Annotated in this window: 13 protein-coding genes and 1 tRNA gene; 7 read left to right on the plus strand and 7 right to left on the minus strand. The window is 68.4% G+C overall.

The genetic code is table 11. The features are described 5' to 3' along the window. Positions 1 to 80: 80 nt before the first annotated feature. Positions 81 to 1,049, minus strand: coding sequence for a replication-relaxation family protein (locus GA0070213_RS14715; protein ID WP_091063038.1), 969 nt, complete (start codon positions 1,047 to 1,049; stop codon positions 81 to 83). 419 nt (positions 1,050 to 1,468) lie between these two features. Then, complete coding sequence (locus tag GA0070213_RS14720; RefSeq protein ID WP_091063254.1) at positions 1,469 to 2,329, minus strand: RNA polymerase sigma factor; 861 nt, start codon at positions 2,327 to 2,329, stop codon at positions 1,469 to 1,471. A 2,041-nt stretch (positions 2,330 to 4,370) separates the two neighbouring features. Here GA0070213_RS14720 and GA0070213_RS14725 point away from each other — a divergent pair. After that, positions 4,371 to 4,766: a helix-turn-helix transcriptional regulator gene (locus GA0070213_RS14725; protein ID WP_245716391.1), complete on the plus strand. Its 396-nt coding sequence runs from the start codon at positions 4,371 to 4,373 to the stop codon at positions 4,764 to 4,766. Positions 4,767 to 4,768: 2 nt separating this feature from the next. Then, positions 4,769 to 6,247 (plus strand): tyrosine-type recombinase/integrase, encoded by a 1,479-nt coding sequence (locus tag GA0070213_RS14730; protein ID WP_091063042.1) that lies wholly within the window; start codon positions 4,769 to 4,771, stop codon positions 6,245 to 6,247. A 198-nt stretch (positions 6,248 to 6,445) separates the two neighbouring features. Here GA0070213_RS14730 and GA0070213_RS14735 read toward each other — a convergent pair whose 3' ends face one another. Then, on the minus strand, positions 6,446 to 6,868 hold the full coding sequence (locus GA0070213_RS14735) for an NUDIX hydrolase (RefSeq protein WP_091063046.1): 423 nt from the start codon (positions 6,866 to 6,868) through the stop codon (positions 6,446 to 6,448). A gap of 639 nt (positions 6,869 to 7,507) precedes the next feature. Here GA0070213_RS14735 and GA0070213_RS14745 point away from each other — a divergent pair. Together GA0070213_RS14745 and GA0070213_RS14750 are read left to right on the plus strand one after the other, a co-directional pair. After that, positions 7,508 to 8,020: a hypothetical protein gene (locus GA0070213_RS14745; protein WP_091063053.1), complete on the plus strand. Its 513-nt coding sequence runs from the start codon at positions 7,508 to 7,510 to the stop codon at positions 8,018 to 8,020. 67 nt (positions 8,021 to 8,087) lie between these two features. Next, positions 8,088 to 8,726, plus strand: coding sequence for a DinB family protein (locus tag GA0070213_RS14750; protein WP_091063057.1), 639 nt, complete (start codon positions 8,088 to 8,090; stop codon positions 8,724 to 8,726). Between the two features lie 70 nt (positions 8,727 to 8,796). On the opposite strand, the gene GA0070213_RS14755 is transcribed toward GA0070213_RS14750, so the two are convergent. Further along, on the minus strand, positions 8,797 to 9,294 hold the full coding sequence (locus GA0070213_RS14755; RefSeq protein ID WP_342670500.1) for an HAD domain-containing protein: 498 nt from the start codon (positions 9,292 to 9,294) through the stop codon (positions 8,797 to 8,799). 202 nt (positions 9,295 to 9,496) lie between these two features. On the opposite strand from GA0070213_RS14755, the gene GA0070213_RS14760 reads away from it, so the two are divergent. The 3 genes from GA0070213_RS14760 (at position 9,497) to GA0070213_RS32535 (ending at position 10,899) form a co-directional block, all read left to right on the plus strand. Further along, on the plus strand, positions 9,497 to 9,949 hold the full coding sequence (locus GA0070213_RS14760; protein WP_245716393.1) for a hypothetical protein: 453 nt from the start codon (positions 9,497 to 9,499) through the stop codon (positions 9,947 to 9,949). A gap of 125 nt (positions 9,950 to 10,074) precedes the next feature. Next, the gene (locus GA0070213_RS14765) at positions 10,075 to 10,386 is read left to right on the plus strand and encodes a hypothetical protein (RefSeq protein ID WP_139128674.1); all 312 of its coding nucleotides are present in this window, start codon (positions 10,075 to 10,077) and stop codon (positions 10,384 to 10,386) included. Between the two features lie 126 nt (positions 10,387 to 10,512). Continuing rightward, complete coding sequence (locus tag GA0070213_RS32535) at positions 10,513 to 10,899, plus strand: cold shock domain-containing protein (protein WP_091063071.1); 387 nt, start codon at positions 10,513 to 10,515, stop codon at positions 10,897 to 10,899. A 75-nt stretch (positions 10,900 to 10,974) separates the two neighbouring features. Here the strand turns inward: GA0070213_RS32535 and GA0070213_RS14775 are convergent, their stop codons facing one another. The 3 genes from GA0070213_RS14775 to GA0070213_RS14785 all read right to left on the minus strand — a co-directional run bounded on the left by GA0070213_RS14775 (position 10,975) and on the right by GA0070213_RS14785 (position 15,376). Then, on the minus strand, positions 10,975 to 13,341 hold the full coding sequence (locus GA0070213_RS14775; RefSeq protein WP_175441339.1) for an AAA family ATPase: 2,367 nt from the start codon (positions 13,339 to 13,341) through the stop codon (positions 10,975 to 10,977). A 667-nt stretch (positions 13,342 to 14,008) separates the two neighbouring features. Then, positions 14,009 to 14,081 (minus strand) — tRNA-Lys (locus tag GA0070213_RS14780). Between the two features lie 194 nt (positions 14,082 to 14,275). Beyond that, entirely contained in the window at positions 14,276 to 15,376 is a 1,101-nt protein-coding gene (locus GA0070213_RS14785; RefSeq protein ID WP_091063078.1) for a helix-turn-helix domain-containing protein, read from the minus strand. Between the last annotated feature and the right edge of the window lie 7 nt (positions 15,377 to 15,383).

A 15,383-nucleotide genomic window follows, 5' to 3' on the forward strand; every position in this document is an offset into this window, starting at 1 on the left:
GGTTAAGTGCTTCGTTGGGCTGCCCCGGTCTGCTCCTCGACCGGCCCGGTTGGTCCGGTCGAGGAGCAGCGGTCGGTTGGTCAGGGACGCGGCGGGTAGTGGTACTCGCCGTCGGCGACGGATTCGTCGTAGGGGCGCTCGGGGTCGTAGATGGGGTGTGGGACTCGGGGCCGTACCTCCTTGAGTGTCACGGTGTCGGGCGGCCACTGCTCGGGGGTGTGGGAAAGGTCGGTCAGGGCGAGGCGGTGTGTCTCGCCGATCGGCTGCCAGACCGGCCCGGCCGGGTGGCCCTGCTCCGGGTTGCTGGTGACGACGGTGAGGTGCCGCGTGTAGCGGCGCTCGAGGTGGCGCCGCAGTTCCTGCTCGCGTTGCGGGTCGACGGCGTGGAACAGCAGGGTCGCCAGGCCGGTCCGTTCGGCCAGCCGCCGGTAGGCATGGACGTGGTCGGCGAGGTCGGCGGGTCGGAGCTCGCCGGGGTGGGGCTGGTACCAGAACGCGTGGCGGTCGCGGTCGTGGATGTACTCGCCGTGCCACGCCGCATGTCGCGCTCCGGTGACGTATCGGCAAGTGCGCGGTGACCACCAGGTGCGCAGGTCACTCCCGGGGTTGGTGAGCGAGTGGGTGGCCAGGTCGACGAAGAACTCGTTGGCCTGCAGCAGGCCGGGCAGGCCGGCATGCTCGCGGAGCCGGTCGCGGGCGCGGTACACCTGCGCCGGTGTGACGTCGCGGTTTTCGGCGAGTGGGGTGAGTTGGGTGCCGATCGGGCCGAGGCACCACGAGGTGTCGGCGGTGGCCGCGGCGTCGGTGTTCCAGAGGCGGTCGATCCAGCCGCAGCGGGCGAGGATCGCCAGACGTCGGGTGGCTGACGCCGTGGTGGTGGTGAAGCCGAGTGCGGTGAGCTGCGCGGTGGTCAGGACGCGGTGCTCGGCGAGCATCTCGACGGCCCACCAGTCGGGCAGGCGCAGGCGGCTGCTCTCGGCTAGGAGCAGTTCTGCCGGGATGGGTCGGGTGGACGGGGCAGTGAACTGGGGATGGTAGGTGGTCGCCATGACCGGTACCTCCAAGGTGGTGCCATCCCCCGGCTTCGGGGGTGGCAGGGGTGGATGAATGGCTGTGCGACCGCATCGGTACGGCCCACACGGGCGGATTACGCCACCGCGGTGACTGCGTCGCGGCGGGTGACAGTGCGCGCCGGCTCGCCGGGTGGTGCCCGAACGCGCCTCCCGGCCGGTCAGCGCGGCCGGATCGACGGCTGAGGCATGCGGCACGGCGTGAAGCCGAGCGCACCGCGGTCTCCGGCGCCGTCATCAAGAAACCGCCGTTTGTGTGCTCTGACGAACGCCTGTCCCACTCACAACCGCTCACAGCCACTCACAGCGGGCGGCTTTCTCAGTCGAGGTCATCCAGTTCAGCAGCTTCATCTGGGAGGGTGACGGCGCCGCGAGACGGGCTTCGGGGGACATCGGACCTACGCCGCTGCCGTCGACGTGGTGGTGGGGAGGCGACGGCGGCTGGCGGCGCGCAGGCTGGCCCGGCGTTCGGCTCGCGCCGCCAACGCCTCGGTGGCCTGCGGGGATGCCGCGCCGGTCAGGATTCCTGAGGCGAGGGCTTCGGCGAGGCGGGTGTCGATACGGCCCAGCCGCATGCGCAGGGCGTCGGTGCTGATGCCCATGCGAGCCGCGATCGGGTCCATGGCCCGCCGTCCCAGCCGCACGTCGATGTAGGCCTGCTCGTCGTCGGCGTCGAGGATCCCCAGGCGCACCGCGCGGCGTACCAGCACGTCCGGATGCCCGTAGGGCACCCGTGGTGTCCGTGGGCCCGTGACGCGCTCCACGTTCTCAACCGTGAGGTACTCGCGGGCCTGCTGACGCAACGCGTAGCCCGCGCGCCACCCGGCCCGGCACAACGACGCATACGGTGCCCGGCTGGCCACGTCCACGTGGTTACGCAGCGCCGCCAGGAAACCCGCGAGGATCTCCGCGCCGATGTCGTCGGGATCATCGCGGTAGCCGTCGGACAACCGCCTCGCGTAGCGGCGCAGCGCCGGCATCGCCATCCCGGCCGCGGCGATGACCCACTGCGGTCCGTCCAGGCGGGCGCGGCGGATCAACTCCCGCCACACCGCGTCGCGGGCGCGGTAGGCACGCGGGTTCGCCAACAGCCACTCCCGCAGCGCCGGCAACGCCACGACACCCGCCGGTAGACCGTCGACCGGACCTACCACGTCAAGGTCGATGGACAGGGGCTCGGGGTCGCCGCTCAACGCGGCGAACGCGACCTCGACGGCGTCCAGAGGCGCGGCGGGCCAGATCGTGTCGGACACACTCATGATCAGCACTCCCGGGTCAGGAAGACCATCAGGCGCCGCCGCGTCCCGGCGGCGCTGGAACGCCGATTACGCCACGGCCCACTCACAGCCGCTCACAACGCAGGTCAACGCCGGTATGCCACCGCCATTCGCCCCTGTCACGCCCGCTGGCGCCGTCGCCCGCAACGACCGCGTCCACGGCCATTCGGCGACAGCGAATACGCCTCTGAACAGGACTGTGAGCGGCGAGCCAGCCCGGGAACGCACCCCGTCGGGGCACACAACCGTCTACAGCCGATTCCCCATGCATATGCCGCTCACAGCGACTCACGGAAACTCACAGCGGCTCACAGCGGACGGCCCACACCCGCTCCCGGCGGCGTCCGTCCTGACTGAAGCCGCAGCCGTCACCGCACTCGGCCAGGCGTCTCCGCCCCGCCACTCGACGACGACAGCGCGTCTGAGCAGGACTGTGAGCAGCGAACTGCTGACGCCCGCAGGGTCACGGCAGCGTTCGCAGAAACCCGCGGCCATCGACTCCCGCCACTCGCAGCCCTTGCCGGAGGCCGTCCGCCTGTCGGCCGCAGCGGTGCGCGGCAGGCCCCGGTCGGCAGGCCGCCAACGCGCCATCCCGCCGGCCGGCGACTGATCGCCGCGCGCGGCCTGGACACCGATGACGATCGGACGCCTGCGGCGATGACATTCCGGCGTCGTCGACGGAGTGAGCCGCAGTCGGCCGTGAGGTGCACACGGTCGCGGTAACACCGGCGGCCGCCGCCGACGCCCCGGCCGCCGCCGCCGAGATCGCCGACAATCGTGCGCTGGCCGGGAGGTGTCACAGATGCCGGGTGCGCACTGGTGACGCGGTGACCGTTTCAACGATGTCTGTCGATTTAGATGGACGCGGCGGCAATGACAGCGGCCATGACAGCGGTACCGCCGTGGACGTGTCATCGAGACCGCCGGCGCCGTGTCCCGATGACAGTGACAGCGACCGGACGCCTATGCCTGCGAACATGTCGGCGGTCGCGATGACCGTGTGTCGCCGCGAGGGGCCGCCGGATGGCATCTCACACCGCGCTGTGACAATCCGGCATCCACACACGTCGTTGACGTGCTGTCCGAGCAGCTCGCTGAGCTGCGCTTTGACATCTCGGGCGGCCACGCCGTGCCCGTGACCGGCGCGCCGCAGTCGCATCGTCGAAGGCCGGCGCCGGTCACGACGGGCGTCACAGTCACGCCGCCCGCGCAGTCATTGCGCTGCGGCAGGTCGGTCACGCCGGCGGGTGGTGTCATGACATCAGCGCATGTCCCGCGCGGACGCGGTGAGACAACCATGACATCCACCTTGGTGGATGACACGTGACATGCCAGTGGCCGCCCTTCTGGTGTCCGCGGCGGGCGCCCCGCCACCGGTGGCCATGCTGCCGCGCGGATCGGATCCGCGAGAGCGACGGCATAGACCGGTGGCTTCCCCAGGCTGTCGTGCCCGGCGTGGCCCGGGCTGAACGTCAAGCGTCTGTGTCTGGGCAGCCCTGCGCACGACGGCCTCGGGCAGTTTGGTGTCGTCGAGCCTCGGGCGCGAGTGGGCGTCTCTCTCCGACAACCCGGTCCTCGTCGCACCGGCGGACGCGTCGCCCCGGCTGGGCTGAGGTGTCGCTGGCCTCGCTGCGGCACCTCGACCCCGGGAAGCCCGCGTCCGGAGCCTCTGTGAGCGCGAATGAGCAGGTCAACGCCGTCGGAGCCAGCCGGCCGGGTGTGCGCTGTGAGTTTTCGTGAGCGAGGCAGGCGTTCGCCAGAGCACACAAACGCGGCTTTTTAGGTGTCAGCGCACACCACGTCGGCGCACCGCAGCCCGGAGCACCGCGCCCATTCAACTCGCCGGGTCGTCCCAGCCTCCACCCGTCCCCGTGCCGGTTCGGCGTCGTCGATGATCCGCCGTCGTCCGGGCGACGGCGTGGGGATGGCCTGGTGGCGGCCTGCGAGCCACTGCACCGGCTGGCCGCCCAGAGGCGGCACGGCCGCCTCTGCTGTCTCCATCACCGGAAGGACCGCCCGCACGATGAGCACCCCTGACCAGCACGCCACCCACACGACCCCTACCCACTCCACCGGCGACGGCTCGCGCGAGACGTGGACCGCGGCGCGGATCCGCGCCCTGGGCGCGGTCACCGATCTGGGCACCGCCGCCAGGATCTTCGGGCTGTCCCGGTCCGTCGCCTACGACCTGGCCAAACGCGACCGGTTCCCCGTACCGGTGCTGCGGTTCGGCAGCCGCTACCGCGTACCGGTCGCGGCGATCCTGACCGCCCTGCACCTGCCCACCACCGACAACCCCGGGCCTCCGACAGGGCCGACCGAGGGCGACTTGACCCCGGGTGGAAGTCACGCGTCGATCACCCCGTACCGAATCCGCAGCCCCCGGCTGCCGCACACCCCGACCGAAGGGAACACCTGATCATGGCGGACGGATCCGTCTTCAAACGCTGCTCCTGCCGCGACCGCGACGGCCGTAAAATCGGCAACCGCTGCCCCCAACTACGCCGCCCCAACGGATCGTGGAGCCCCACCCACGGCCGGTGGGCCTACCAACTCGAACTGCCCACCCACCCCGGCAAACCCCGCCGGCAACTACGCCGCAGCACCTTCGACACCCGCGACGCCGCCACCGCGGACCGCGACCACGCCAAAGCGCTCCTCGCCCTCGCCGCCGACGACCCGGCCGTCGCCGCCGAGATCGCCGACCTGCTGCTCACCGTCACCTCCGGCGCCCCGCTACCGGACCGCGACACCATCGCCCGCCGCGTCCGCGCCGGACTACCGGCCACCGTCACCACCACCGTCGGCGAGTACCTCGAGTCGTGGCTGGCGTCGCGCCGCAACCTGCGCAGCGTCCAACCCAACACCCTGCTCGCCTACGAGTCCCACATCCGCACCCACCTGATCCCGCACCTCGGCGCCATCCCGCTGGTCAAGCTGCGGGTGGAGCACATCGAGGCCATGTTCACCGCGATCGCCGACCGCTCCACCGCCATCGAGATCGCCCGGCAGAGCGACAAGCCGTGGATCCGCGCCACGGTCCGCGGCCAACGCATCACCAGACCGGCCAGCATGCACCGCATCCGCGCCACCCTGCGTAAAGCGCTCAACGACGCCATCCGCCGCGGCAACCACCGGCTCATCGACTTCAACCCCGCCGCCCATATTGAGCTACCCTCCGGCGTACGCCCCAAGGCCCGCGTCTGGACGGCCAACGCCGTTCAACGGTGGCGTCTTACCGGCGAGCGGCCCAGCCCTGTCATGGTGTGGACACCGCAGCAGGCCGGCGCGTTCCTCGACCACGCCGAAGAACACGACCCCGCCCTCTACCCGCTGTTTACGCTGATCCTGCACCGGGGCCTACGCCGAGGCGAAGCCGTCGGACTCACCGACACCGCCGTAGACCTCGACAACTCCCTGATCCACGTCACCCAACAGATGGCCACCCACGGCTACACACCCGTGATCAAGAAGGTCAAGTCCGAGTCCGGTAACCGGATCATGGCCCTGGCCAGCATCACCCGGACCGTCCTGCGCGCCCACCACACCCGACGCGCCCAATGGAAACTCGCCGCCGGCCCCGCCTGGCCCGACACCGGGCTGTTCTTCGTCCAACCCGACGGGCAGCCCTGGCACCCCAACGCCGTCACCGACCGCTTCGAGAACCTCGTCCGCGACGCCGGCCTACCCCCGATCCGGCTGCACGACCTGCGACACTGCGCCGCCACCTACCTCAAAGCCGCCGGCGCCGACCTCAAGGACATCCAGGAACTCCTCGGCCACTCCTCCGCCGCCATGACCGACGTCTACACCTCCGTCATCGCCGAACTCGACGTCGAACGCGCCAAAGCCGAAGCCGCCGCCAAACTCCTCCCCCGCCGACGCGGACGCGCAGCCTAGGGAGGTTCCATGCCAGGGTCGGGCGGCAGCCACGGGCTCCCGCCCGGCCTTCGTCCTCGAAGACCGGCCGCAACGAGGACACCCCACCCACCTGCGGCGGCGGCCCGCCCCAACCTCGGCCGGGATCCTGGAAACACACCACCATAGGCGCAGCACTGGTTCGACTAAGCTGCCCCTCCGCGCTCGCCCAGCGGCAGATCAGTTCACCTCCTGGGCGTTGCTGAGGTGGAGCGGCAGGACTGCGGCTGTCGTCACGGCCAGGTCGCGATTGAGAACCTCTTCCCGGGGGACGAACACCATTGCGCAGCCCTCGCCAACCATCACGTCCTGTTGTCGAGCATCGGTCGTACCGCGAAAGACGTGAACAGTCACCGTGTGCGGGAAGCCGGCCTCGTACGGCCGTGGGCCGCTCCACACCTTACGCAACTCTCCCGCCGTCAGGCCCGTCTCCTCCAGCAACTCCCGGCGCGCCGCCTGCTCAGGCGTCTCGCCCGGCTCGACATGGCCTCCCGGCAGACTCCACTGGTTCGGAGAAACCGAGGTCCGGTCGTCGCGATGCTGCATGAGTACCGCTTCCGAAGGATCGACGAGGAGCACCAACGCAACTTCATAGGTCGCCATGGCGGAAATGGTGCCGGGTGCGCTACGGCCAGCACCACCCCGGCGCTCTCATCTCGGCTAGACCACGTGCGCGTCTCCTCTACTCATGCCGGTTGCGCCGCACTGGCCTGATCACGTCTTGCCACAGTCCTCGCATCAGGGCTCGGTGACGGTTGGTTCCGCCGTGTGGCGTCAACCGGTCGACCCGCAGCTTGATCACGCCCGCCCAGCAGAGACACACGCCAGCGGCGATCCCCAGCGCTGCTATGACGAACAACGTCATCGTCACCGGTAGGGAGCGGACGAACGTCGACACCAAGACCAGCAGACCAACGACCAACCCGATGGCAAGGCATCGGTATCCCGAGACCAGGCAGCGGTAGCCACCGCTGGCTCGGATCCGCGCAACAGCCTCGTCGAGTCCTGTCGCCCCCACAACCACCGTCCTCATCCCGGCCGCCCAGTATGCACCTGACGTACAGGTCGACCCGTCCGCCTGTCAACGCCGCCCCCATCAGCGGTGGGTAACGGACCGCTACCCTGACGATGAAGATCGTCGAGCCGGACGTGTCACCCACGTCCCGATACTGATCTGTCACGCACGTCCTGAGACCGGACAGGGCCGACAGGCGCCCTGTCCCATCAGGGCATGCTGGCCACGTGCACATCTCGTGGCAGAGCAGCGTTGACGTGTTCGCGCAGATCCTGCGGCGGCATGGCAATTATCAGGACTGTGTGACCGATGTCGAGGCGGCATGGGTGGCATTCGCTGAGTTCCTGCAACTGGACATCGACGGCCTCGACCCGACTCCGGACTCTGATGCCGATGGCTTCATCATCCAGTGGGGCCGACGCTCATGGAGCGACAACCGCCTGGTTCTGGCCTTCACCCGGCAACTGGCCATCGCTGATGTCGGTGCCCATGTTGATCCCTACCGGCAGCCCGAGCTGTGGCAGCTCGACTTGGCGATGGCCTTCGACGACGAGGACGATCTGGTCGGCCTTGACCGACTCGACGTCCAGGACACGGGGTTCAAGTTCGCTCCCACCGGACCGCTGCGCGCCGCAGCGCTGTCCGCCACCTGGGCGGAGACGCAGCGGCATGGCCCTATCCGAGCAGCCTGGATCGCGACCCCAGCGAGTAGCGGCTTGTCCTTCGAGTGCGTCTGCTGACACGCAGAAACTCGCCTCGGCCGCGCTCGGGACGATGCCTGTCGCAGTGCGTGGCTAGGGTCCGGCCATGGCTGACTTCACGGGGGACAACCTGAGCCTTGTGGTCAACGGGGTCGATGTAGCGCCTCTGGTCAATGCGGAGCTCGACCGGCGCGACCCCGTCCGGGCCAGGATGCGCCCGGCCGACCCTGATGGATTCCGGGAGGCGTGGGGCATCGTCGAGCGGCTCTGGGACGGCACCGTCGAGCGGGCTCGCGGCCTGGACCCCGGGCTACTGCACGAATCGGTGGACGGCGAGTGGTCGTTCATCCAGACCCTGCGCCACGTGGTGTTCGCCACCGACACGTGGGTACGGCGGGCAATCCTGGGCGACCCCTCGCCGTGGGACCCGCTCGACCTGCCGTGGGACGAGATGCCGGGCACCCCAGGGATCCCGCGCGACCGCGAGGCCCGTCCCTCGCTGGAGGAGGTCCTGGCGCTGCGCCGCGAACGGATGGCCACCGTGCGCAGGGTGGTCGACGGCCTGACCGACGCGTCCCTGGCCGGCCACACCGAGCCCGTCGAGGGGACCGGCTGGCCGCCGCCGGAGAGCTTCCCGGTACGCGAGTGCCTGCTGATCGTCCTGAACGAGGAGTGGCACCATCGGCAGTTCGCCGAACGGGACCTCGACGCCCTGCGGACAGGCGCGACACGGAAGGCGATCTGATCGACGTCGGACTGACCGCCCGGTCCTCGGCATGTTGGCCGCGCCATCAGCGGCAGATCCGCGCAGCTGATCAACCGGTCGCCTCACGCTTTTCGAGCCACTTACGCACCGCGGTAAGGTCGGCGTCAGCCAGTCCGAGGAACGGATCGACGCGGTGCAGCAGCGCCGGCTGCGAGTGGTGCGCAGCAACCCAACGCCGATCGGCATCCGTGATCTCATCATCGAGCCAGACGAACGCACGTCCGGCCGCCCACCGCGCCAGGTGCACAGTCTTCCAATGCACACCGCGCCCCGGCTCCTCGTCGTCGTCACGCCAGTCCACGACCGCAAGCACCGGAAGGCCGAGCCGCGGCGCGACGACCTCGTTCGCCTCCGCCATCCACGTGCTCGCCCAGACCAACTCGCCCGGCAGAGCGAGCAGACGCACGCCGTCAGCTGGATCAAGCCGATCCAGTAGCGGATTGCCATAGCCGTCAGCAACGTCGCCTACCCCGCTGTCCAAACGGCGTGCGCCCGTCGACCGGGTCCGGAACGGAATGAGCACACCGTCAACATCGACAAAGACCAACGGTCGCGTAGCGCCGACAAGCACCCTGAAACCGTACCCGTAGGCCATCGACGAGCCGGGACGCCATCCGACCCCACCGACGGATACGCTCCACAGCGCACGAGGCGCGGCAGATGCGTGCACGAAAGCTGGCCGCAACACACCGTGGGGGCGTCCGCTCCTGAGATGCGCCTTCGGCGCCGCAAAGCCGGAGGATCCCTGCGTGGAAATCACCCAACTGCTCCGAGCGGGAGTGACCAAACCGCACCCAGATCAGGCAGCCAGTGCCACCTGGCTGGCCACGGTGTACGCCAGCATCAGGTCAGTCGAAGGTGTGGTCACCACCTCGGTCGAGGAACCGACGACCGGCCGAAACCACTACAGGGTCGGTGTGCGACTTCGTGATGGCAGGCCCTTGAGCATCCTCTTCAACGCTGCGGCATTCCTGGTCGCTGGAGCCGAACGACAAGATCCCCACGTAGTCAACGCGGTGTTCGTTGACGTCCCCGGCGGGGAGATCTACCGCCGCGCAGCGCTGCGGCTCGCCACCATGGCAGAGTTGAATCAGCCGCTTGAGGAGCGACACCTGCATCTACTTACCGAAGAAGAACGCCAGGATGTCGCCTACCGCCAACCGAGTCGGCTCGGTCACCTGCTCTTCAACTGGTTCGACTGAGCTGCCACTCCGCGCTCGCCCAGCGGCAGATCAGTGCGGCTCCGTCTGGCGGTTGTGCCAGGCGGTTTCGAAAATAGTTCGGGCTGAGGTAGCTCGGTTCCTTCAACGTATGTCACGCTCCGGCGGTGACGATCACCAGGCCGATGGTTGCCGGAGCGGTCGTCGCCTTCGCTGGGCACGGTCTTGCTGTTGGGTTCACGATTGCTCTGGCCACCGCCGCTGGTGGCGGCCCGAATGCGGACTTGGATGCCGGTGGGAGGTTCGCGGCGCTCTTCTTCGGCGTATTCACATACGGCATTGCGCAGTTGGTGTTGCTGGGCAGTTGTTTCGCGCTGTCCGGACGGCTCGGCCGTGGGTCATCGTCTGGCCTCGTGGCTGGCTGGATGTTGGGACTGGCCGTGAGCCTGTACTACCTGTGCGGCGGGTTCGGTACCTAACGGACGCGCGGCAGCCCTGACTGTTAGCTGCACGGGCCGCTCGTCACGCGCCGTGACCCCCGTCGGCGGCAGATACGGATGCGGACTTGGCAGGCCACGTCAACGAGTGTCGTGCGGACTGGGCCGATGACGAGCGTTGGTTCAGTAGGCATCTTCGACGCCGAAGAAGGTTTGGGTGTCATCGACGGCCCGGATGTGCCGGGCGGGTGCTGGGTCCACTTCTCTGCCATTGCGACTGATGGATACCGAGAGTTCACCCTCGGGCAGCACTTTTCGTTCCGCGTCGAGGTGGCCAGCCAGGACGGTTTCGCCTATCGAGCAATGAAGGTCTGGACGGGCGACGTCGAGCCGGCCGATCAGCCGCGAACCCAGCGCAGCTCCCGCTGCCGACCACAGCTCGCTGACCTTTACATTCGATCCGCCCCGCCCGCACGACGTGGTTGGACCACGGACGTAGGTGGCGTCACGCCGCGCACTGCGCGGCAGATGCTGCAGTGCGTGTCATGGTCGTAGCCTCAGTCGACGTTCCAGTGACGCGGCAGTTCACTCTCGCAGATTGCGCAGCTGGCAGCCCCGCCTCTCGTACGGTCACGAAACGGTCGCGCCCTCGTGCTGGTCGTGAAGGCGCTGCTGGTACGGGATCGACTTCACACCGTCGGTGAACTTTTCGAAGTCGGGCACCTGTTCCATCGGGTCAGAGTCGAGTTTGTGATCGCGGCGTAGCTGGGCGACCACGAGGCGGGGCTGGTCGCTGGCGCCGGAGTCGTCGAGGGCAAAGGTGATGTCCTCGAGGAGTTGCAGCGCCTGTTCGCGGCGAAGGCCGGTGGGATGGTCTTGGAGGAATCCGTTGACGAGCCGGCGGAGCCTGTTGTCGCGTCGTGACGCCGCCTCCTGCTCAGCGGCGGCCCGCAACATGAGTGCGACATGTGCGATAAGGGCCGCGAAGTTCGCGCGGAGGTGTTCGAGGGCGGATGGCCGCGGCGTAGAGGCTTGGGCGGCGTGGGCCCAGGTGATGACCTCCTTGGCGAAGCCGACCTTGTCGATGTGCCCATCGAAGCAGGCGGTGAACGCTTCGGCGAGGGAGTCCCACAGAGATCCGCTCGTGCCGAGGGCCGCGATCAGATCAGACTCCTGCAGCTTGTCGGCATCGTTGGCGGATAGGTCCAGGAACCGGCGGGCGTAGGCGCGTGCGGCCTCAACCGCGACGGCCGGTGGTACGAGGTCCTCGGCCTCCTCGACGGTGACGTTCGCGGGGATGGTCAGAGCTGCATCGGCGGCCCAGGTGTCAACGCGGATGACGAATTTGTCGTCGATTACCGGCTTCTGCCGGGCTCCGCCTCGGCGGAGGGTCTTCTGGGCGTCGATGCCGGCAGCGTCGCCGTCGAGGAGCACAGCGCACGGTGGGCGGACCTGGTCACGGCCACGGGCGAGGTAGACGAGGTACGGGATGCTGCTGGCAGATCCGGCGGGCACGATAGTGACCTCGTTGAGGTCGAGCGTACGGAGGAAGGATCCGCCGTCGCCGCGTAGCAACGACGACATGCCGGCCAGCAGTACCTGGTCAGCGAGACCTTCGACGAACAGGTTGGAGCCGCCGATGAACGCGGTCTCGGCCACGAAGCTGCCCAGCGATGTTCGCAGCGGTTCATAGTGGTTCTTGGTGGCGTCGCGAACCACCCGGGTTCCTTCGTCTTCCCGACCCTTTTCGATAACGCGGATGCGGTGGGCGGCATTGCGGTTGATCAGGAACGGCGAGTGGGTAACGTAGACGACCTGGTCGCGGCGTGATCCGTCTTCAGGCTGGGCATACTGTTCGAGAATGCGCAGGAGATCTTGCTGGCCGCTGCTGGAGAGGTATGCGTCGGGTTCGTCCATGAGCAGAATCTCATGCCGGTCAGTCGGGCGTTGATGGGCTAAAAGCTGCACGTAGTAGCTCAGGAAGTATTGGAGGCCGCGGCTGCGTTCCTGGAACGAGTAGTCGGTGTCGGTGCGGTCACGGATGGTGAAGCAGAGTTCGTGTTCGCGGGGTGACAGAAGCAACTTGAACTCGCGGTCCTGCGTCCACCAGCGGGCCAGGTTCAGGTTTCGGGCGATCTCATTGTTCATCCGCTGGATCAGGCCGTTGACCTGCCCCTCGTGGCCTTCCTTCATCGCGCCAGCGAGGTCGTCGAACGCCCGCTGGTCAATGCCGCACACGTCGATGAGGAGTTTGCGGCCGAGTTCACGCTGCTTGCCGGTCGCACTATTAGGGTCGGCGTCCCCGCCGTTGATGATCGACAGGATTTCCGAGGCGTGTTCGGTGACCTGGTTGGGCGTGGTGATCCCTCCGCCGAAGATCAGGTCCCACAAGCTCGCTCGCTGCTCACGTTGCTGCAGCCAGGTCGGCGCGCGGCCGGCGAGATAGCTGATTGGGATGCTGTCAGGCAGGGCGACGCCGGTGTCGAGGCGGTATACCTGCGGGAGGGCACCGCAGACCGCCGCGAGGACCGCTGGCGTAACCGGCGTTGGTGTGTCGCCCTCGCCGTAGAGGATGAACGGCTGGCCGGATCCGGGCCGAAATAGCCGGAACCGATCACCGAGACGGAGCGGACGGCTGAGCACATCCGTCAGCGCGTTGCCGGCCGCTTCGGAGATGATCTCGAACTCGCCGCCGAACTCGGGTGAATGCATCTGGTTCTTGGCTACCGAGTAGAACTCCGAGTAACGGCAGAAGTTGCCCCGCTCGATACCGTCGCCGCTGGCCAAAATCTCGATCGCGTCCAACAGGTGACTCTTGCCGGACTCGTTGGCACCCACGATCGCCGTGATCGACGGATCCAGTTCGACGGTGACGTGCGGAAACCATCGCCCCTCGAAGTCCTCCCACTCCCGGCGTGTGGCGTTGGGGGCGGCTTTGCGTTCATAGTTGTAGTTGAACGACTTGTAGAAGCGGACGTAGAGCTTCGTCATACGCATGATGTCTCGGTCCCCCAAGGATGCGCCACGGACAGCGGACCTGAGCTCGGCCCATGGTCGGTGGCCACTGACGATGGTCTAAATCCGCCGATTGATTTATCCCGGATCCTGGCTGGGTCGCGGGCCGACACGACGGTCGGTTGGACAGTACCAAGGGCATGCGCATCGGTGGTGAGCCGAAGTTGCGCCAACCCGTCGGCCCGCACGACGGCGCATGCCACTGGTCACGCGAAGACAGCCGCGCAGAGGTGGCGCCGAATCGTCGCAGAGTGCGCTCAGTACCTCGGCGGAGGCCTTGACCATGCCCAGCGGGGTCTCGCGAAACACCTGCTAACAGGTGTCACCGCCGAGCGGACCAGCAGCACCAGCACCAGCCATCTCGCTGAACTACCAGCGAATGTGTACAGAGCGGTTAAGGCGATAGTTGTCCCGGACAGCGCGCCATCCGCTCATCGGCATGAGCGGATATCCACTGCGTTCGTGGGCTCAGGCTGCAGCAGAGGAGGGTCAGCGCCGAGATGGCCGCTCCCTCCAGGTGCCCAACGATCTGCCATCGGTCGCGAGACCGTCACGGCTGAAAGGTCCGCACGCACCAAGGCCGCAACGCGCACGGACCGACCGGCTAGGTGCCTGCCCGCTGGAGCCGGGCGGGCAAATCAGGCATATGTGGGCCGCCTGGGACTCGAACCCAGAACCTAAGGATTAAAAGTCCTCAGCTCTGCCAATTGAGCTAACGGCCCGTTGGGCCATCAGGCTACCCGATCACCGGCTGCGGGGTTGAGGTCCGCCCAGCCTGCGGGGGCGGCCGGCACCGTGAGAACTGCCGGCCGCGCGGCGGCCCGCCGCACGATCGTCTGGACGCTACGTCGGAGCGGGAACCCCAGGCCCGAGCGGCGGATAATCCACGCCAGATTTGGCCCTTTTCGAGTGATTGTCAGGTGTCGTGCTGATGGCCCCTGGCGACGCAGTCGCCGTGGATACGGGTCAGCTGCCGGGTCATGCGGGTGGCTGCGGGGTGGCCGGGGTGCTGCTGACGGTGGGTGGCGATGGTGTCGGTGAGCAGGATGTGGGCGGCGTGGCAGTGGCCGAGGTCGTGCAGGACGAGAGCGGTCGTGGCGTGGATGGCGAGGGTTCGAGGACTGTGCGGGCCGTCGCTGTTCGAGAGGTGTCCGCCGAGCTGCCGGTAGAGGTGGTAGGCGCGTTGGTGGTGCCCGGCGTGCCGTTGGACGGCGGCGTGCAGGTGCAGGGCGCGCAGGCTGTCGGGGTGGCTGTGCCCGTGCAGTTGGACCGCGCTTCGGTGGGCGTAGGCGGCCCAGATGGTCGCGTCGGCGGCGCGGCCGTGGCGTAGGTGCAGTTCGGCGAGGAGGGCCGCGGCGTCGGCGTGCAGGGGGTGGGCTGGTGCGGTGGCCGGGTCGACGCCGGTGAGGATCTGGTGCAGGAGTTGCCGGGCGCGGACCGGTTGGCGTCGAGCGATGTCGCGGGCACCGGTGACGCGTCGGGCGGGGTTCTTGTCGGTGCGCTCGGGTGGGAGTGCGGGTCGCCAGGTCAGGGCGATGTCGCTGGCGGTGGCGCCGACGGTCACGCGGGCGAGGACGCGGTGGGCGTGGGCGGCGGCGAGGCACGGCGGTAGTGGCGCGCTGGTGGTGGGCAGGATCCGTGCGGCGTGGCGGAGGATGACTCGGCCGACGGTGTCGGTGATGGCTGCGGAGTCGAGGGGCTGTCGGCGGCATCCGGGTGGGCAGCGGTAGGTCCCTGGGGCGCCGGGTGGGGTGGTGCGGTTCATCGGCTGTCGGCACCTCCCGCAGTGCAGCAGCCCTGGCGCCAGCCGGGCCTCCCGGCCGTTGGTGAGATCCCGGTTCTGCGGCTGGGTTGGGGTGGTGGCTCGAGTGACCCATTTCTGCACGCGGCGGGGGTCGAGGTCCAGCTGGCGGGCGACGGTGGTGACCGCGCCGTACGCCTTGACAGAGCGGGTGTCGGCCACGCGTCGGACGGCGGCGTCGATGAACTCGGGCGGATAGGTGCGAGGGAAGGCCATCAGGTGG

It is taken from the genome of Micromonospora humi (assembly GCF_900090105.1).
Classification (GTDB): Bacteria; Actinomycetota; Actinomycetes; order Mycobacteriales; family Micromonosporaceae; genus Micromonospora; species Micromonospora humi.

Coding starts and splice junctions, on each gene's coding strand:
- GA0070213_RS14715 (WP_091063038.1), bottom strand. CDS start 1,049: ATGGCGACCACCTACCATCCCCAGTTCACTGCCCCGTCCACCCGACCC.
- GA0070213_RS14720 (WP_091063254.1), bottom strand. CDS start 2,329: ATGAGTGTGTCCGACACGATCTGGCCCGCCGCGCCTCTGGACGCCGTC.
- GA0070213_RS14725 (WP_245716391.1), top strand. CDS start 4,371: ATGAGCACCCCTGACCAGCACGCCACCCACACGACCCCTACCCACTCC.
- GA0070213_RS14730 (WP_091063042.1), top strand. CDS start 4,769: ATGGCGGACGGATCCGTCTTCAAACGCTGCTCCTGCCGCGACCGCGAC.
- GA0070213_RS14735 (WP_091063046.1), bottom strand. CDS start 6,868: ATGGCGACCTATGAAGTTGCGTTGGTGCTCCTCGTCGATCCTTCGGAA.
- GA0070213_RS14750 (WP_091063057.1), top strand. CDS start 8,088: ATGGCTGACTTCACGGGGGACAACCTGAGCCTTGTGGTCAACGGGGTC.
- GA0070213_RS32535 (WP_091063071.1), top strand. CDS start 10,513: ATGACGAGCGTTGGTTCAGTAGGCATCTTCGACGCCGAAGAAGGTTTG.
- GA0070213_RS14775 (WP_175441339.1), bottom strand. CDS start 13,341: ATGCGTATGACGAAGCTCTACGTCCGCTTCTACAAGTCGTTCAACTAC.
- GA0070213_RS14785 (WP_091063078.1), bottom strand. CDS start 15,376: ATGGCCTTCCCTCGCACCTATCCGCCCGAGTTCATCGACGCCGCCGTC.